Genomic DNA, 17,853 nt, shown 5'->3' on the forward strand with positions numbered 1-17,853 from the left:
CGGACGTCGTCAGGGGAGGCCGAGCAGCCGCAGCCCTGCCGCGACGGCGGCGGCCAGCACCACCACGACGATGAACGGCGCCCGCAGCAGCAGGGCGACGACCGCCACGCCCACGGCGGCGGCACGCGAGTCGACGACGACCGCACCCGATGACGAGGTGAGAGTCTGCACGCCGACGAGCGCGGCCAGCAGGGCGATGGGCAGCGCCGAGGTGATGCGGGTCGTGCGGTCGCCGTCGAGCCACCTAGCCGGCACCAGGTGCCCGGCGTACTTGAGCGCGAAGGCGAGGGCCGACGCGACCAGCACCGCGGTCCACGTGCTCATCGGCCTGCCTCCTCGTCGGCCCAGTGGTGCGGTGGCACGGGGTCGTGGTGGGCCCGTCGCCAGGCACCGGCGACGAGGGCGGTGGTGGCCGCGACGAGGACCGGGACCCCGGCTGGCGCGTGCGGGGCGAGGACGACCGCCACGACCGCCGCCAGGGCGGCGATGGCGAAGGCGTCCACCGAACGCAGCCGCGGCCACAGCAGTGCGCAGAAGGCAGCGGCCGCCGCTGCGTCGAGGCCGTAGCGGCGCGGGTCTCCCATCGCGTCGCCGGCGAGCGCGCCCACGAGCGTCGTGAGGTTCCACAGCACGAAGACACCGACGCCGGTGGCCCAGAAGCCGAGCCGCCCCGCAGCCGCCTCGGGCTGGGCGACCCCGACGGCCGTCGACTCGTCGATGGTGAGCTGGGCCGCCGCGACGCGACGGGCTCCTCGGGCGCCCAGCAGTCGTGCGACCTGGAGGCCGTAGAGGCCGTTGCGCACGCCGAGCAGGGTCGAGGTGGCGATGGCCGCGGGCGCCCCCGCCGGCCCGGCGGCCAGGACCCCGACGAAGGCGAACTGCGACCCGCCGCTGAACAGCAGCAGCGACAGGGCCTGCGTCTGCAGGAGGTCGAGCCCGGCCGCCACGGACAGGGCGCCGAAGCTCACGCCGTAGGCCCCGGTGGCCACGGCCACGGACAGCGACTGCCGCAGGACGGCTCGGCGGCGGGCCGGTTCGAGGGCGAGGGTCACGGGCTGGTGGCGGGCCCGTCGGGCCGGATGTCGGCGACCAGTCGCACCTCGCGCGCGGTGTCGCCGGCGGGGGAGACCACGCGGTCGCGGAAGGCGCCGTCGGGGTGCAGCCCCGAGGCGGCGAGGAAGGCGCGGGTCGCCTCGTCGCCGGCGAGCACCCACGCGTGCACGGACTCGGCACCGGCCCCGCGCAGGGTGTCCACCGCTGCGTTGACCAGGCGCGAGCCGTGCCCGGCCCGGCGGGCCTGGGGGTGCACGGCGAGGGCCGAGACCTCACCCGTCGCCGCGTCGGCGTCGGGATCCTGGCTCGGCCCGATCGAGGCGAAGCCCACGACCTGGTCCCCGGCGCACGCCGCCAGCAGGCGGTAGACCCCCTGCGGCGGGTTGGCCAGGGACTGGCGCCACGCGCTCGCGAAGGCCTGCGGCTCGAACGCCTCGAGCACCTCGGGCGGCACGACGCCGTCATACGCCTCGCGCCACACGACCGCCTGCACGAACCCCACGGCGGGGGCGTCGGTCTCACGCGCGATGCGGACGCTCGCGTCGGCGAGGGGACCGGTCGGGTGGGTGTGGTCGTGCGGGTGGTCGTGCTCGGAGCTCATGGACGCCATCCTCGCACCCGGCCCGCGCGGGACGTCCGGCCCCTCAGGTGCGCTCGTAGGTCACCCAGCTGAAACCCTCGCGGTCCTCGCGGGCGGTCTCCCGCCACTGCGCCGGGTCGATCGGGGGGAACTTCACATCACCCTCGGGGGACTGGTCGACCTCGGTCACCAGGAGCCGGTGCGCCCAGGGCATGGCCTCGGCGTAGACCTGCCCCCCACCGCACACGAAGACCTCGGTCGCCGGGCCGGCGAGCGCCAGCGCCTCGCTGAGGGAGTGGGCGGTCTCGACGTCGGGGTGGGACCAGTCCCGCTGGCGGGTGACGACGATCGTGCGCCGGCCCGGGAGCACGCGCCCGATCGAGTCGAACGTCCTGCGCCCCATGACCATCGGGTGGCCCATGGTCGTGCGCTTGAAGAACGCGAAGTCCTCGGGCAGGTGCCAGGGCATGTCGTTGTCGGCGCCGATGACGCCGTTGCGGCCGACAGCGGCGATGAGGGTCACGTTCGTCATGCACGACAGCGTAGGCCGCGGCCCGGTGCCGCCCACCAGCCCGGACGCTGCCGGGCCGGCTGCTCAGACGGCGATGGGGGCCTTGATCGACGGGTGCGCCTCGTAGCCGACGAGCTCGAAGTCGCCGAGCTCGAACTCGTCGATCTGCTTGCCGGGGGCGATCCGCATCCGGGGCAGCGGCAGGGGAGTGCGGGTGAGCTGCAGTCGGGCCTGCTCGACGTGGTTGGAGTAGAGGTGGGCGTCACCGAGGGTGTGGACGAAGTCGCCCGGCTCGAGGTCGCAGACCTGCGCCACCATCATCGTCAGGAGGGCGTAGGAGGCGATGTTGAACGGGACGCCGAGGAAGATGTCGGCAGACCGCTGGTAGAGCTGGCACGACAGCCTGCCGTTGGCGACGTAGAACTGGAACATCGTGTGGCAGGGGGGCAGCGCCATCGAGTCGACGTCCGCGACGTTCCACGCCGAGACGATGTGCCGCCGGCTGTCGGGGTTGGTGCGGATCGACTCGATGACCTTGGCGATCTGGTCGACGTGGCCGCCGTCCGGGGTCGGCCAGGACCGCCACTGGTAGCCGTAGACCGGCCCCAGGTCGCCGTTCTCGTCGGCCCACTCGTCCCAGATCGTGATGCCGCGCTCCTGCAGCCACCGGACGTTGGAGTCGCCGCGCAGGAACCACAGCAGCTCGCCGATGATCGACTTGAGGTGCAGCTTCTTGGTGGTGAGGACCGGGAAACCCTCGGAGAGGTCGAACCGCATCTGGTAGCCGAAGACCGAGCGGGTGCCGGTGCCGGTGCGGTCGGACTTGTCCGTCCCGTGCGTCATGACGTGGTCGAGGAGGTCCAGGTACTGCTGCACGACGGCAACCTAACACCGCGCACCGACGCGGGGTGGCGCCGTACCGCGGGGCGGAGGGATCCGGCCACCGGGGGCAGGGATGGCGCCATTCCTGCCCACCGCACACGCCGGGGACCGGGGCTCCCGCCACGGGGCGATAGCCTGCGGTCATGAGTACAGCCTCACCGTTCGGTCGACTCCTGACCGCCATGGTCAGCCCGATGCGCCCGGACGGGAGCCTCGACACCGACGGCGCACGCCGGCTGGCCGAGCACCTCGTCGCCTCCGGCCACGACGGGATCGTCGTCAACGGCACCACCGGCGAGTCCGCCACGCTCAGCGAGGACGAGAGCCTGGAGATGGTGCGGCTGGTCGCCGACACCGTCGGCGACCGGGCCGAGGTCGTCGCCGGCGTGGGCTCCAACGCCACCGCGCACAGCGTCGACATGGCGCGCCGCGCCGCGGACGCCGGTGCCACCGGGCTCCTGCTCGTCACGCCCTACTACAACAAGCCCACCCAGGCCGGGGTCGTCGCGCACTGCCGCGCGGTCGCCGAGGTCACCGACCTGCCGGTGATGCTCTACGACATCCCCGGACGCACCGGCATCCCGTTCACCACCGAGACGCTGCGCGAGCTGGCCACCGTGCCGAGCATCGTCGCCGTCAAGGACGCCAAGGGCGACCCGTGGGCCTCCACCAAGGTGATGGCGACCACCGACCTCATCTACTTCTCCGGCGACGACGCGACGACGCTGCCCTGGCTGTCCCTCGGGGCAGTGGGCACCGTCAGCGTCGTCGGCCACGTCGCCGGACGCGAGTACGCCGCGATGATCGAGGCGGTGGACCGGGGCGACCTGGCCACCGCCCGCGAAATCCACCGGCGGCTCGTCCCTGCGGTCGACGCGATCATGAGCACGTCCCAGGGGGCCATCATGGCCAAGGCCGCGCTCGTGGAGCTCGGCGTCATCGAACACGCGACGGTGCGCCTCCCGCTGGTGGAGTCGCCGCCGGAGCACCTCGACATCCTCCGTACGGGACTCAAGGAGTCTGGTCTGCTGTGAGCCACCCCCACCCCGAGCTCAACCTGCCCCCCAAGCTCGCCCCCGACGGGGTGCGCGTCGTGGCCCTCGGCGGCCTCGGCGAGGTCGGCCGCAACATGGCCGTCATCGAGCACGCGGGCCAGCTGCTCATCATCGACTGCGGGGTGCTCTTCCCCGAGGACCACCAGCCGGGCGTCGACCTGATCCTGCCCGACTTCGAGTACATCGAGGACCGGCTCGACCAGGTGCAGGCGATCGTGCTGACGCACGGCCACGAGGACCACATCGGTGCCGTCCCCTACCTTCTCAAGCTCAAGAAGGACATCCCCGTCGTCGGCTCGATGCTGACCCTGGCGCTGGTCGAGGCCAAGCTCAAGGAGCACCGCATCACGCCCTACACGCTGGGTGTGAAGGAGGGCATGCGCGAGAAGCTCGGGGTCTTCGACTGCGAGTTCGTCGCCGTCAACCACTCGATCCCGGACGCCCTCGCCGTGTTCGTCCGCACGCCTGCCGGCACGATCCTGCACACCGGCGACTTCAAGATGGACCAGCTGCCGCTGGACAACCGCCTCACCGACCTGCGCGCCTTCGCCCGCCTCGGTGAGGAGGGCGTCGACCTGTTCATGACCGACTCGACCAACGCCGAGGTCCCGGGGTTCACCACCCCGGAGAAGGACATCGCCCCGGCCATCGACAAGGTCTTCCGCGACGCCGAGCGCCGCATCATCGTGGCCTGCTTCTCCTCGCACGTGCACCGTGTCCAGCAGGTGCTCAACGCCGCGGAGAAGGCCGGGCGCAAGGTCGCCATGGTGGGTCGCTCGATGGTGCGCAACATGGGGATCGCGGCCGAGCTCGGCTACCTCAAGGTCCCCGACGGCGTCCTGGTCGACGTCAAGAAGCTCGACAACTTCCCCGACCACCAGGTCGTCCTCATCTGCACCGGCTCGCAGGGTGAGCCGATGGCCGCCCTGTCGCGGATGGCCAACCGCGACCACCGCATCGACGTCGGCAAGGGCGACACGGTCCTGCTGGCGTCCTCGCTGATCCCCGGCAACGAGAACGCCGTCTACCGCGTCATCAACGGCCTCATGCGCCTGGGCGCCAACGTCGTCCACAAGGGCAACGCCAAGGTCCACGTCTCGGGGCACGCCAGCGCCGGCGAGCTCCTCTACTGCTACAACATCGTCAAGCCCCGCAACGTCATGCCGGTCCACGGCGAGTGGCGCCACCTGGTCGCCAACGCCGAGCTGGCCGTGCAGACCGGCGTGCCCCGCGAGCGCGTGGTGCTGGCCGAGGACGGCGTGGTCGTCGACCTCGTCGACGGCAGGGCGAAGGTCGTCGGGGCGGTCGACTGCGGCTACGTCTACGTCGACGGCTCGTCGGTCGGCGAGTTCGACGAGGCGCTGCTCAAGGACCGCCGCATCCTGCGCGACGAGGGGTTCATCTCGGTCATCGTCGTCATGGACTCGGCCACCGGGAAGGTGGCGGCAGGCCCGGAGATCCAGGCCCGCGGCTTCGCCGAGGACGACGAGATCTTCCGCCAGGTGCGCCCCAAGATCGAGCAGGCGCTCGCTGACGCCACCGGCAACGGCGTCACCGACTCCTACCAGCTCGAGCAGGTCGTGCGACGCGCGGTCGGCAGCTGGGTCGGTGGCAAGATCCGCCGCCGCCCGATGATCATCCCGGTCGTCATCCAGGCCTGACGCCGGCCGCGGTCCGCCCGCCCTACCAGGGGCGGGCGGGGGCCAGGTCTCGGGTGTCGTCGACCGGCACCCACCCCTCGCTGCCGTGCGCGTACTCGTGCCGCGGCCCGTGCGCGGCGAGGTCGGCGACCGCGGTGAGCAGCCGCTCGACGTGCGCTGCGGTGGTGGCCAGGCCGATGCTGGCGCGCACGGCGGTGTCCGGCCCCGCCGAGTACGGGTCGTCGAGCAGGGTGTCGACGCACAGGTGGGCGCAGAACTTGCCGTCGCGGACCCCGATGCCGTGCTCGGCCGACAGCGCGGCCGAGACGAGCGAGGAGTCGAGGCCGTCCACGGTGAACGTCGCGACGGCGACCCGCTCGTGCTCGTCCCCGAACAGCGAGTAGGTCTGCACGCCGTCGATCTCGCGCAGCCCCTCCAGCAGGGCCTTGCCGAGCCGGTCCTCGTGGGCCTCGATGGCCTCGGCGTGCTCGCGCAGCGCGTGGCAGGCGGCGGCCAGGGCGATCGCCCCGATGACGTTGGGGCTGCCGCCCTCGTGCCGCGCGGAGCCGGTGTGCCACTGCACCCCTCGCTCGGTCACCGACCTCGTGGCGCCGCCTCCGGGGAGGTAGGGCGCGGCGGCGTCGAGCCAGTCCGCGCGGCCGGCCAGGACGCCGGCGCCGAACGGGGCGTAGAGCTTGTGGCCCGACAGCACGACGTAGTCGACGCCGAGCTCGTCGAGGTCGACCCGGCGGTGCGGGGCGTACTGCGCCGCGTCGAGGACGACCCGGGCGCCGGCGCGGCGGGCCACGGCGGCCAGCTCGCGGACCGGCCACAGCTCGCCGGTGACGTTGGACGCGCCGGTGAGGACGACGAGCCGGTGCCGGCCGTGCCGCGTGCGCAGCGCCTCCTCGAGCAGGACGACCGCGTCGGCGGCGCTGCCGGGCACGGGGATGCGGACCGTCTGGCGCGCCTTCCACGGCAGCAGTGCGGCGTGGTGCTCGGACTCGAACACGAACACCGAGGTGTCGCGGGGGAGCGAGCGCGCGAGCAGGGTGAAGGAGTCGGTGCTGTTGCGGGTGAAGACGACCTCGTCACCCTCGCGGGCGCCGACGAAGGCGGAGACCTCGGCCCTGGCCTGCTCGTACCAGCCGCTCGTGACCGCGGAAGCCCAGCCCTTGCCGCGGTGCACCGAGGAGTAGGTCCGCAGCGCGGTGTCCACGGCGGCCTTGACGCTGACCAGGGCAGGGGTCGACGCCGCGTGGTCGAAGTTGGCGTAGTCGGTGGGGCCGTCGAGCGTCGGGACCGGCAGCCCGGCGGACAGCACCGCCGGCACCACCGGGGACTCGGCGTCGCCCGCGGTCGGCAGCGGGAGGGAGGGGACCGCGCGCAGGTGCTCCCGGGCGTGGGCCAGGGGAGCGGTGCGGCGGACGGCCGCTGCGGCCGGCGTGCCCTCGACGGTGGTGGGCGGGGTGCTGGCTATCGACACGGAGATCAGCTCCTGGGTCCGGTGGACCCGGGCTGGGCTCGGGTCCGCGCTTGCCGGCTGCTGGTGCAGACGGCCCGGTCGTCACCCGGAGCACCCCACCGCGGTGGAGGGTTGCTGGTCAGCAAGCCGGGGCTACGCGCTGACACTCATGACCTTGGTCGACGACGGTAGCGGCCGTCGTGCGGCGCCTCCAGCAGGCGGACGGACCTTCCCGTCATCTGAGACGTGCCGGGATCGGAGGAGAGGGCGGGGCTGGTGCGCCTGCGCCGACGCCCAGCGGTCTCCGTGAGGATCCGCGGTCGTCGGCGCAGGCCCCGCCAGACGCAGCCCCAGAGTGACACCGGCGCGTCCCGGTGCACAGGGCTGGGACCGGTCCGTGTCCGAAGTGATGCGCGCCCCTCACCCGTTCGGGGGAGAGCGGCGGTGGCATTTTGAGCAGCCTGCGACGCGTGTGACGCGTGTGTCCGGTGTGGCCGTCGCGTAGCCTGCGGACCATGGCCACACGTCCGTCCACCCCGACGCGCTCCTCCTCGGCCGGGCAGGCGCGCAAGGGCACTGCCACGCGCCCTGCCAACCGTCGGTCCAGCACTCCCCGCAAGCAGCCCGCGCGGGGCAAGGCGAGCGGTGGTGGCCTGCCCCTGCCGCTGCGCGCCGTCCGCGGCACGTGGATGGGTATGGCGCACGTGGCCGGCGGCGCCGTCCGGCGGGTCGGGAGCAGCGCGCGCGAGCTCGAGCCGGAGCACCGTCGCGACGGCGTGGGCTTCACCCTGCTCGGCCTCGCGATCCTCGTCGCGGCCCGTGAGTGGTGGGCCTTCGAGGGCTCGGTCGGCGACGTCATCCACGCAGTCGTGGCCGGCACCTTCGGGCGCGTCGCGTACGCCGTGCCCCTCCTGCTGCTGTTCCTCGGCATCCGGCTGCTGCGTGCCCCCCAGGACGACGGGGCGACGTCGCGGATCGGGATCGGCCTCGGTGCCCTCGTCTTCGCCGCCTGCGGCCTCGCCCACGTCTCGCAGGGCATCCCGACCCCTCCCCAGGGGGCCGACGGGATGCGCGAGGGCGGCGGCATCATCGGCTTCCTCGCCTCGAGCCCGCTCGAGGCGGCGGTGTCGGTCTACGGCACGGTCCCGATCCTGCTCATGCTCGGGTTCTTCGGCCTGCTCGTCATGACCGCCACGCCCGTCCACATGATCCCCGAGCGGCTCGCCGAGCTGCGTGACCACCTGCTGCACCGCGGGATGCCCGAGCCGGAGCCGGTCGAGGTCGTCGAGGACAAGCCGCGCCGGCGCCGTCGGGTCATCGAGCCCGAGGGACCGCTCGACGGCGACGAGGCGTTCGAGAAGGCCGCCGTGGTCGTCCCCGACGGCAAGGGGCTGCGCCCCGGTGAGAAGCGACCCACTGCCCCCGGCGTCCTCGCACCCGGTGCCGCCGCGGCCGCCGTGCCCGCGCGCCAGCCCGTGGTCGAGAAGGTCGCCCTCGAGGCGCCCCCGACCACCCCGCTGCCGCAGCGCGTCGAGCAGCTCGCCCTCGCCGGCGACATCACCTACACGCTGCCCGACAACGCGCTGCTCGAGCCGGGCTCGCCGCACAAGTCGCGCAGCGCGGCCAACGACCGCGTCGTCGAGGCGCTGACCCAGGTCCTCGACCAGTTCGACATCGACGCCCAGGTCACCGGCTTCAGCCGCGGCCCGACCGTGACGCGCTACGAGGTCGAGCTCGGCCCCGGCATCAAGGTCGAGCGGGTCACCGCCCTGTCCAAGAACATCGCGTACGCCGTCGCCTCGGCCGACGTCCGCATCCTGTCGCCGATCCCGGGCAAGTCGGCCATCGGCATCGAGATCCCCAACACCGACCGCGAGAAGGTCAGCCTCGGCGACGTGCTGCGCAGCCAGGCGGCGCGCGGCAACGAGCACCCGATGGTGATGGGGGTCGGCAAGGACGTGGAGGGCGGCTACGTCATCGCCAACCTGGCCAAGATGCCCCACCTGCTGGTCGCGGGAGCCACCGGCGCCGGCAAGTCCAGCTTCGTCAACTCCATGATCACCTCGATCCTCATGCGCTCGACGCCCGACGAGGTCCGCATGGTCCTGGTCGACCCCAAGCGCGTCGAGCTCACCGCGTACGAGGGGATCCCGCACCTCATCACCCCGATCATCACCAACCCCAAGAAGGCCGCCGAGGCCCTGCAGTGGGTGGTGCGGGAGATGGACACGCGCTACGACGACCTCGCCCAGTTCGGGTTCAAGCACGTCGACGACTTCAACAAGGCGGTCAAGGCCGGCAAGGTCAAGCCGCTGCCGGGCAGCGAGCGGGTCATCCAGCCCTACCCGTACCTCCTCGTCATCGTCGACGAGCTCGCCGACCTCATGATGGTCGCCCCGCGTGACGTCGAGGAGTCGATCGTCCGCATCACCCAGCTCGCACGGGCCGCCGGCATCCACCTCGTGCTCGCCACGCAGCGCCCGTCGGTCGACGTCGTCACCGGCCTCATCAAGGCCAACGTGCCCTCGCGCATGGCGTTCGCGACCTCCTCGCTCGCCGACAGCCGGGTCGTCCTCGACCAGCCCGGCGCGGAGAAGCTCATCGGCCAGGGCGACGCGCTGTTCCTGCCGATGGGCTCGAGCAAGCCGATGCGCGTGCAGGGCGCGTGGGTCACCGAGTCGGAGATCCAGGACGTCGTCAAGCACGTCACCGACCAGCTCAAGCCCAGCTACCGCGAGGACGTCACCGTCGTCGCGGCGAAGAAGCAGGTGGACGACGACATCGGCGACGACCTCGACCTGCTGCTGCAGGCGACCGAGCTCGTCGTCACGACGCAGTTCGGGTCGACGTCGATGCTCCAGCGCAAGCTGCGGGTCGGGTTCGCCAAGGCGGGTCGCCTCATGGACCTGCTCGAGTCGCGCGGCGTCGTCGGCCCGTCCGAGGGCTCCAAGGCCCGCGACGTGCTCGTGAAGCCGGACGACCTGCCCACGACGCTGGCGCTGATGCGCGGCGACGAGGTGCCCGACCCCGAGCCGGTCTTCGACGGGCAGGCCCCGGCCGACGCCGTGGCTCCTGCCCCGCCGGTCGACGCCGAGCGGACCGACGAGGTCTCCGTGGGCACCTACTCGCCCGGCTACGCGCCCGACGCGCGCTACGCGAACGACCCCGTGGCGGCGCAGTACGCCGGCCGCGAGGAGGTCGAGGAGCCGGCCGACGCCTGGGAGCTCACTGGCCGGGACTGAGTCTCCGCCGAGGCGTCCCCGGGCCCGGCCCGGACCGGCGCTGGGGATCGTGCTGGGCGCCGCCGTGGTCCACGTCGCGCGGGCCAACGCCGTCGACGTGGCGGTCTTCCTCGGCACCGCCGTCCTCATGCTCGTGCTGCTGCGGCGCGACCTGCCGCCACGGACGCCGCCCCCGTGGCTGTCCGGGAGGTGGGCAGGGCCGGTGGCGGCCGCGGTCGTGGGGCTCGTCGTGGCCGTGGCGCCACGCGCGTCCCCGGCCGTCCAGCTGGCGCTGGCCACGGTCGGCGTGGTGGGCCTCGTGGTGGTGCTGCGGGCGGGGGAGGGCGCACCAGCGCCGCGGCTGCCGACCGCGCACGCCTGGGTCTGGACCGTCCCGCTGCTCGCCGGCTGCCTGCTCGAGCTGGGTGACCTGCTCTCCCAGCCGGACGCGCAGACAGACAACCCGGACCACCCGACGCTGAGCACCCTGGTCGACCCCCTGCTCGAGGGACGGCCGGTGCGGGTGGTCGTGGCGGTCGGCTGGGTCCTGGTCGGGTGGGTCCTCCTGCGGGCCCTCGCCGAGCGGGGGAGCCGGCGGTGACGACCCGGGCCCTGACCGCGGCGGCCAACGTCGCGCTGCTCACCTGCCTCGTGGTCCTGGCGGCAGTCGCATCGCGTCGTCCCGACCTGGTGCCACGGGTGTCGGACGTCGTGCGGAGGGCTGCGCGCACCCGCGCGGGCCAGCTGCTCCTGCTGCTCGTGTGGTGGTGGCTCGGGTGGCACTTCCTGCTCGCCGCGTGAGACCGGCGCCCCCGACGGAATGGATGGTGCACGTCCCGTCGTTGCGCACCCTGTGACCGCAGCCCCCGAGACCGCAGCCCCCGAGACCCTCACCGAGACCCTCACCGACACCAGCGCCGACGACAGCACCCACGACCACCCGACCGCCACCGCTGCGGGGCGGCCCGTCGACGACACCCCCTCGGGCGGGGCCTACGTCCGGTTCGTCCTCGTGCTCGGGGCGCTCATCGCCATCGGGCCCCTGACGATCGACACCTACCTGCCGGCGCTGCCCGCGATCACCCGCGACCTCGGTGCGTCCGAGTCGGCCGTCCAGCTCACCCTCACCGGCATCCTTCTCGGTATGGGGCTCGGCCAGCTGCTCGTCGGGCCGCTCGCCGACGCCGTGGGTCGTCGGCGCCCGCTCATCGCGGGCCTCGCGCTGCACATCGCGGCGTCGGTGTTCTGTGCGTTCGCGCCCTCCATCCAGGTGCTCACCGTCGGTCGCGTCCTGCAGGGGCTCGGCAACGCCGCGGTCGCCGTGGTCTCGATGGCCATGGTGCGCGACCAGTTCGCCGGGTCGGCTGCCGCCACCATGCTGTCGCGCCTGATGCTCGTGATGGGCCTGGCCCCGGTGCTGGCCCCCACGCTCGGTGGCGCGATCCTCCAGGTCACGTCGTGGCGAGGCGTGTTCGTCCTGCTGGCCGTCGCCGGGACGATGATGGTGACGCTGGCGTCGTTCGCGCTGCGGGAGACCCTGCCGGTGCACCGGCGTCGCCGGCTGGCCTTCCGCCCGGTGGTGGCCACCTACGGCTCGCTGCTGCGCGACCGCACCTTCGTCGGGCTCGTGCTCATCAGCGGCCTGATGTTCGCGACGCTGTTCTCCTACATTGGCGGCTCGTCGTTCGTCCTGCAGGACATCTACGGCCTGAGCGTCGCCCAGTTCGGCCTGGTCTTCGGGCTCAACTCGCTGGGGTTCCTCACCGGTTCGCAGGTCAACCCGTTCCTGCTGCGGCGGTTCGAGCCGCGGCTGCTGGTGCGTGCGGGCGTGACCATCGGGGCCGTCGCCGCGCTGCTCATGCTCACCTCGGCCGCCACCGGCTTCGGCGGCCTGCCCCTCATCCTGGCGCCGCTGTGGTTCATCCTCTTCGCCTGCGGCCTGACCCTCCCCAACACGCCGGCTCTCGCGCTCACGCGCCACGGCGAGGCCGCGGGCACGGCCGCAGCCCTGCTGGGCGCCGCACAGTTCGTCATCGGTGGGGCCGCGGCACCGCTGATCGGCGCCATGGGCTCGGGCTCGGCCGTCCCGATGACCCTCGTCATGGCGCTGACGGCCTCCTTGGCACTCGTCGTCGCGACGCTGACGCTGCGGGGACGGGTCGTCCCGGCCTGACCGTCCCCCTGGGACGCGACGAGGCGCCTAGCCCCCGTCGAGGGACTGCCCGCGCGCGCCTCGCGCGGCGTACACCTGGCAGTCGCCGCCAGCGGCGCTTGAGCCGAGGCGGCTGACCAGGTCGGCCCGGCCCTGCGCCCCGGCCACGACCCCGAGCAGCCAGCAGGTCTGCGGGTCGGAGACCGGAGCGCCCGAGGAGGTCACCGAGACCACGGAGCTCTCGACGGCGTCGAGGCGGACGGACTGGCGGTGGTCCGTCCAGGCCAGGGCCGCCAGGACCACGGCCACGAGCGCGAGTGCGAACCCCCGGCTCACCGGTCGGCCCAGCTCCATCGCCATGGCCAGCGGCTCCAGCGGCGACGGCGGTCCGAACTGGCTCGGCTCGTCCGCCGTCGACGGGCCGCCTGACGGCTCCTGCGTCCCTGCCCGTGTCGGTGTCTCCATGTCTCCCCCTCGTACCCGGTCTCGAGGCCGATGCGGGCGCATCGGCCCGGACCGGTGGTGCCTGACGGTGAGGGTAGGGGCTGGATCCGCGCGGGTGTGGCCGTTCAGGGAACCCGGTGTGGCCGGTCCTCGTGCAGGCCGGGGTCGAGCAGGGCCGACAGCTGGTCGGCGAGCAGGACCGCGACCCGGCGCTGCTGCACGCTGGGACGGGAGACGCGCGAGGCCGCGGTGAGGGTGAAGTAGCCGCGCTGCCGACCGCCCACCTGCACGGGCAGGAGGATGACCTCGTCGATGGGAAGCCCGCTGCGGTCGACGTCGAGGGTGAGCCCGGACCGGGTCACCGAGCCGTCCCGTCCCAGCACCGGACCCCCGGGCAGGTGGGTCGACGCGTGGTACTCGCACGAGTCGAGGCGCAGCACGTCGCGAAGGCGGGCTGCGACGGCGGCCGTGACGCGCTCGGGCTCACCGCCCGGGGTCGCCACCGACTCGGCCGTCGCCATGACGCCGTCGAGGTAGCCGCGCTCGCGCCCCAGCTCGGCGCGCTGGCGCTGGCCCCACAGGGCGAGCTCGTTGACCGCGAACCCGACGAGCAGGAGGAGCACGGCGACCTGGACGTCCTCGGCGCTGTGGATCGCGAGGCTGTCGTAGGGCTGGGTCATGAAGTAGTCGAAGCTCGCCGCGCTCGAGACCGCCGCGCACAGGCCGGCCGAGCGCAGGCCGGTCGCCGACGCCGCCACGATGACGAGCGCGAGTCCGACGACCACGCTGGCGTCGGGGACAGGTCGCCCTGCCGCGGCCAGCGAGGCACACAGCGCGAACGGCAGCGCCAGGGCCACTGCCGCGACCACCGACCGGCGGTTCGTGAGGATGTCGTCGATTCGCACACCTCCATGAGGCCCCCGGATCTTGTTGCCGGTCAAGGGTCTTTACGCCTTGCATACGGCGGCCACGGAGGCGGTGGCGTACGCGGCCCCGGCGCAGTACGCGTGCCCCGTCAAGAACGCGTCAACGCCCGTCAGCACGCCGTCAAGGCGGCTCACCCGGCGGCGCACCGGCCCTTGACTGGCGTCGTGATCGAAAACCTCGTGGCCGCACTCGTCGGCACCGCCCTCGTCGCGTACCTCGTCTACGCGCTCGTCCGACCGGACCGCTTCTGATGTCGCAGACCGTCAGCGGGTTGCTGACCATCGGCCTGCTGGTGGCGCTCCTGGCCGCCGCCTACCACCCCGTGGGCGCGTGGATGGCGCGGGTGTTCACCGACACCAGGCACTGGCGCGTCGAGCGCGTCGTCTACGCCCTGGTGCGGGTCGACCCGGACTCGCAGCAGGGCTGGCGTGCCTACGCGACGAGCGTCGTGGCCTTCTCCGTCGCCGGCATCGCCGTCCTCTTCACGCTCATCGTGGCCCAGACCCACCTGCCGCTGCGGCAGGGAGCGGCGGGGATGGGGCTGACGACGGCGGCGAACACCGCGGTCTCCTTCGTGACCAACACCAACTGGCAGTCGTATGCCGGCGAGGTGGGCGCGACCCCGCTCGTCCAGACCCTCGGGCTGACGGTCCAGAACTTCGTCTCCGCGGCGGTCGGCATGGCGGTGGCGGTCGCCCTCATCCGTGCCCTGGTGCGACAGGTCGGCCACGACCTCGGCAACTTCTGGGTCGACCTCGTGCGTGGTGTGGTCCGGGTGCTCCTGCCGGCCTCGTTCGTCGCGGCCGTGGTGCTCGTGGCCGGCGGTGTCGTCCAGAACCTCACCGCACCCACGACCGTCACGGGGCTCTCTGGAGCGGCGCAGGTGGTACGGGGTGGCCTGGTCGCGTCGCAGGAGGCCGTCAAGGAGCTGGGCACCAACGGCGGCGGCTACTTCAACGCCAACTCGGCCCACCCGTTCGAGAACCCCAACGCGCTCACCAACCTGTTCGAGGTCTTCCTGCTGCTCGTCATCCCGTTCGCCCTCACCCGCACGTACGGCCTCATGGTCGGCGACCGCCGGCAGGGCTGGGCGCTGGGCGGGTTCGCCGCGACGCTGTGGGGTGCCGGCGTGGCCCTCACGACGTGGGCCGAGGTCCACGCCGGTGGTGCGGTGACCGGTTCGATGGAGGGCAAGGAGCAGCGCTTCGGCGTGTGGGCCTCGAGCCTGTTCGCCGCCTCCACGACGAGCACCTCGACCGGGGCCGTCAACTCGATGCACGAGAGCTACAGCCCCCTCGGCGGAGGCGTCGTGCTCACGAACATGGTCCTCGGAGAGGTCTCTCCCGGCGGGGTGGGGTCGGGGCTCTACGGCATCGTCGTCATCGCCCTGCTCTCGGTCTTCGTGGCCGGGCTCATGGTCGGGCGCACCCCGGAGTACCTCGGCAAGACCATCGGCCGGCGGGAGATGACGTGCGCCGCGCTGTACGTGCTCGTGATGCCGGTGCTGGTCCTCGTGCTCACCGGGCTGTCGCTGGTCATGGACGGCCCCAGGTCGACCATGCTGGCCTCCGGTCCCCACGGGCTCACCGAGGTGCTGTACGCGTACGCGTCGGCCGCGAACAACAACGGCAGCGCGTTCGCCGGGCTCACCGCGGACACGCCCTGGTACAACCTCACCCTCGCCGCGTGCATGTTCCTCGGCCGGTTCGTGCCGATGCTGCTCGTCCTGCGGCTCGCCGGCCTGCTGCTCGAGCAGCGCACCCGTCCCGCCACCGCCGGGACGATGCCGACCCACACCCCACTGTTCGTCGGGCTGCTGACGGGCATCGCCGTCGTCGTCGCCGGGCTCACCTTCTTCCCGGCGCTGGCCCTCGGTCCCATCGCGGAGGCACTGTCATGACCGTCCCCCTGTCCACGGTCGTCGCCCAGGCGTTCACCAAGCTCGACCCGCGCCACCTGTGGCGGGCTCCGGTCATCTTCGTGGTCTGGGCCGGCTCGGTCCTGACCACGGTGCTGGCCGCGTTCCACCCCAGCGTGTTCGCCTGGTCCGTCGCCGGGTGGCTGTGGGCCACCGTGCTCTTCGCGAACGCGGCCGAGGCCGTCGCCGAGGGCCGCGGCAAGGCGCAGGCCGCGAGCCTGCGCGCGACCAAGCGCGAGACGACAGCCCGTCGTCGGCGCGACGACGGCACCGAGGACCAGGTGCCCGGCAGCGAGCTCTCGGTCGGTGACGTCGTCGTCGTGTCGGCCGGCGAGGTCGTTCCCGGTGACGGCGAGGTCGTCGAGGGCGTGGCCACCGTCGACGAGTCCGCCATCACGGGGGAGTCGGCGCCGGTGATCCGCGAGGCGGGCGGCGACCGCAGCGCCGTGACCGGCGGCACCACCGTCCTGTCGGACGAGGTCGTCGTGCGGATCACGACGCGGCCGGGGGAGAGCTTCATCGACCGGATGATCGCGCTCGTGGAGGGCGCCCAGCGGCAGAAGACGCCCAACGAGATCGCCCTGACGATCCTCCTCACGACCCTGACCATCGTCTTCCTCGTCACGGTCATGGCGATCCAGCCGCTGGCCGCCTACTCCGGGCGGACCCAACCCGTGGTCGTCCTCGTCGCGCTGCTCGTGTGCCTCATCCCCACGACGATCGGGGCCCTGCTGTCGGCGATCGGCATCGCGGGCATGGACCGGCTCGTGCAGCGCAACGTCCTCGCGATGTCGGGCCGGGCGGTCGAGGCCGCCGGTGACGTGTCGACCCTGCTGCTGGACAAGACCGGCACCATCACCTTCGGGAACCGGCGCGCGACCGAGCTGCGCCCGGTCGGCGAGGTCGCCGCGCACGACCTCGCGGACGCCGCGCACCTGGCCTCGCTCGCGGACGCCACCCCCGAGGGCAAGTCCGTCGTCGAGCTCGCGCACACCGAGTACGGCGTGGACGGTGGGCGCACGGCCGAGGCGCTGGGCCGCGACGGCGCCTGCTTCGTGGAGTTCAGCGCGACGACCCGGATGTCGGGAGTCGACCTCCCCGACGGCACCCGGATCCGCAAGGGCGCGGGGTCGGCGGTCCGGGCCTGGGTCGCGGAGACCGGCGGCGCCGTGCCGCCGGAGGTGCAGGTCGTCGTCGACGCGATCAGCAGCGCCGGCGGCACCCCCCTGGTGGTCGCGCGCCAGCTCGGCACGCAGCCGGCGGTGGCCCTCGGTGTCGTGCACCTCAAGGACGTCGTGAAGCCGGGTATGCGTGAGCGGTTCGACGTGTTGCGGCGCATGGGGATCCGCACGGTGATGATCACGGGCGACAACGCGCTGACCGCCAAGTCCATCGCCGCCGAGGCCGGGGTCGACGACTTCCTGGCCGAGGCCACGCCCGAGGACAAGATGCGCCTCATCCGGGCCGAGCAGGAGGGTGGGCGGCTCGTCGCGATGACCGGCGACGGCACCAACGACGCGCCCGCCCTCGCGCAGGCCGACGTCGGTGTCGCGATGAACTCCGGCACGGCTGCGGCGAAGGAGGCCGGCAACATGGTCGACCTCGACTCCGACCCGACCAAGCTCATCGACGTGGTCGAGATCGGCAAGCAGCTGCTCATCACGCGTGGCGCGCTGACGACGTTCTCCATCGCCAACGACATCGCCAAGTACTTCGCCATCATCCCGGCGATGTTCGTCGGGCTCTTCCCGGGTCTCGATGCGCTCAACGTCATGCGGCTGCACTCACCCGAGTCGGCGATGCTCTCGGCAGTCGTGTTCAACGCGCTCGTGATCGTCGCGCTGATCCCGTTGGCCCTCAAGGGGGTTCGCTACACGCCCTCCAACGCCGCAGCCCTGCTGCGGCGCAACCTCCTCGTCTACGGCGTGGGTGGCGTCGTCGCACCCTTCGTCGGGATCAAGGCGATCGACCTGGTCGTCTCCCTCCTCCCCGGATTGGCCTGAAC

General features: G+C 72.8%; 17 protein-coding genes and 1 riboswitch. Of the genes, 9 read left to right on the forward strand and 8 right to left on the reverse strand.

The annotated features are described in order from the left end of the window. Positions 1-9 precede the first annotated feature (9 nt). The 5 genes from ABEA42_RS17645 to ABEA42_RS17665 all read right to left on the reverse strand — a co-directional run bounded on the left by ABEA42_RS17645 (position 10) and on the right by ABEA42_RS17665 (position 3,020). A complete protein-coding gene (locus ABEA42_RS17645) occupies positions 10-324 on the reverse strand; it encodes an AzlD domain-containing protein (protein WP_345505191.1) in 315 nt (104 codons plus the stop codon). Further along, positions 321-1,052 (reverse strand): AzlC family ABC transporter permease, encoded by a 732-nt coding sequence (locus ABEA42_RS17650; protein ID WP_345505192.1) that lies wholly within the window; start codon positions 1,050-1,052, stop codon positions 321-323. Before ABEA42_RS17650 ends, ABEA42_RS17645 begins: the two co-directional genes overlap by 4 nt. Next, positions 1,049-1,654, reverse strand: a complete 606-nt coding sequence (locus tag ABEA42_RS17655; RefSeq protein WP_345505193.1) for a GNAT family N-acetyltransferase — start codon at positions 1,652-1,654, stop codon at positions 1,049-1,051. The genes ABEA42_RS17650 and ABEA42_RS17655 overlap by 4 nt, the downstream gene beginning before the upstream one ends. A gap of 43 nt (positions 1,655-1,697) precedes the next feature. Next, positions 1,698-2,165 (reverse strand): dihydrofolate reductase, encoded by a 468-nt coding sequence (locus ABEA42_RS17660; protein ID WP_345505194.1) that lies wholly within the window; start codon positions 2,163-2,165, stop codon positions 1,698-1,700. Positions 2,166-2,228: 63 nt separating this feature from the next. Next, complete coding sequence (locus tag ABEA42_RS17665) at positions 2,229-3,020, reverse strand: thymidylate synthase (RefSeq protein WP_345505195.1); 792 nt, start codon at positions 3,018-3,020, stop codon at positions 2,229-2,231. A 149-nt stretch (positions 3,021-3,169) separates the two neighbouring features. Here ABEA42_RS17665 and dapA point away from each other — a divergent pair, with 149 nt between their 5' ends. Together dapA and ABEA42_RS17675 are read left to right on the forward strand one after the other, a co-directional pair. After that, complete coding sequence (gene dapA / locus ABEA42_RS17670; protein ID WP_345505196.1) at positions 3,170-4,060, forward strand: 4-hydroxy-tetrahydrodipicolinate synthase; 891 nt, start codon at positions 3,170-3,172, stop codon at positions 4,058-4,060. Continuing rightward, positions 4,057-5,742: a ribonuclease J gene (locus ABEA42_RS17675; protein ID WP_345505197.1), complete on the forward strand. Its 1,686-nt coding sequence runs from the start codon at positions 4,057-4,059 to the stop codon at positions 5,740-5,742. The genes dapA and ABEA42_RS17675 overlap by 4 nt, the downstream gene beginning before the upstream one ends. A 22-nt stretch (positions 5,743-5,764) precedes the next feature. Here the strand turns inward: ABEA42_RS17675 and ABEA42_RS17680 are convergent, their stop codons facing one another. Next, complete coding sequence (locus ABEA42_RS17680; protein ID WP_345505198.1) at positions 5,765-7,207, reverse strand: aminotransferase class V-fold PLP-dependent enzyme; 1,443 nt, start codon at positions 7,205-7,207, stop codon at positions 5,765-5,767. A gap of 41 nt (positions 7,208-7,248) precedes the next feature. Then, positions 7,249-7,361, reverse strand: a riboswitch (SAM riboswitch). 340 nt (positions 7,362-7,701) lie between these two features. Between ABEA42_RS17680 and ABEA42_RS17685 the strand changes: the two genes are divergently transcribed. From ABEA42_RS17685 to ABEA42_RS17700, 4 genes are read left to right on the forward strand one after another with little or no spacing between them, the layout of a single operon-like run. Then, positions 7,702-10,428, forward strand: coding sequence for a DNA translocase FtsK (locus tag ABEA42_RS17685; RefSeq protein ID WP_345505199.1), 2,727 nt, complete (start codon positions 7,702-7,704; stop codon positions 10,426-10,428). A gap of 49 nt (positions 10,429-10,477) precedes the next feature. Beyond that, a complete protein-coding gene (locus ABEA42_RS17690; RefSeq protein ID WP_345505200.1) occupies positions 10,478-11,008 on the forward strand; it encodes a hypothetical protein in 531 nt (176 codons plus the stop codon). Then, complete coding sequence (locus ABEA42_RS17695) at positions 11,005-11,208, forward strand: DUF6186 family protein (RefSeq protein ID WP_345505201.1); 204 nt, start codon at positions 11,005-11,007, stop codon at positions 11,206-11,208. The genes ABEA42_RS17690 and ABEA42_RS17695 overlap by 4 nt, the downstream gene beginning before the upstream one ends. 52 nt (positions 11,209-11,260) lie before the next feature. Next, on the forward strand, positions 11,261-12,580 hold the full coding sequence (locus ABEA42_RS17700; RefSeq protein WP_345505202.1) for a multidrug effflux MFS transporter: 1,320 nt from the start codon (positions 11,261-11,263) through the stop codon (positions 12,578-12,580). 27 nt (positions 12,581-12,607) lie between these two features. Here ABEA42_RS17700 and ABEA42_RS17705 read toward each other — a convergent pair whose 3' ends face one another. Further along, positions 12,608-13,024 (reverse strand): hypothetical protein, encoded by a 417-nt coding sequence (locus ABEA42_RS17705; protein WP_345505203.1) that lies wholly within the window; start codon positions 13,022-13,024, stop codon positions 12,608-12,610. A gap of 104 nt (positions 13,025-13,128) precedes the next feature. Next, complete coding sequence (locus ABEA42_RS17710) at positions 13,129-13,908, reverse strand: DUF4118 domain-containing protein (protein WP_345505204.1); 780 nt, start codon at positions 13,906-13,908, stop codon at positions 13,129-13,131. Positions 13,909-14,082: 174 nt separating this feature from the next. Between ABEA42_RS17710 and kdpF the strand changes: the two genes are divergently transcribed. Genes kdpF through kdpB form a run of 3 tightly spaced genes read left to right on the forward strand, consistent with a single transcriptional unit; the run spans position 14,083 to position 17,851 of the window. Next, positions 14,083-14,181 (forward strand): K(+)-transporting ATPase subunit F, encoded by a 99-nt coding sequence (kdpF, locus tag ABEA42_RS17715; RefSeq protein WP_345505205.1) that lies wholly within the window; start codon positions 14,083-14,085, stop codon positions 14,179-14,181. Continuing rightward, a complete protein-coding gene (kdpA, locus tag ABEA42_RS17720) occupies positions 14,181-15,830 on the forward strand; it encodes a potassium-transporting ATPase subunit KdpA (protein WP_345505206.1) in 1,650 nt (549 codons plus the stop codon). Before kdpF ends, kdpA begins: the two co-directional genes overlap by 1 nt. Further along, on the forward strand, positions 15,827-17,851 hold the full coding sequence (gene kdpB / locus ABEA42_RS17725; protein ID WP_345505207.1) for a potassium-transporting ATPase subunit KdpB: 2,025 nt from the start codon (positions 15,827-15,829) through the stop codon (positions 17,849-17,851). Before kdpA ends, kdpB begins: the two co-directional genes overlap by 4 nt. Positions 17,852-17,853: the final 2 nt, after the last annotated feature.

Source organism: Pedococcus ginsenosidimutans, from assembly GCF_039544395.1.
GTDB classification, from domain to species: Bacteria; Actinomycetota; Actinomycetes; order Actinomycetales; family Dermatophilaceae; genus Pedococcus; species Pedococcus ginsenosidimutans.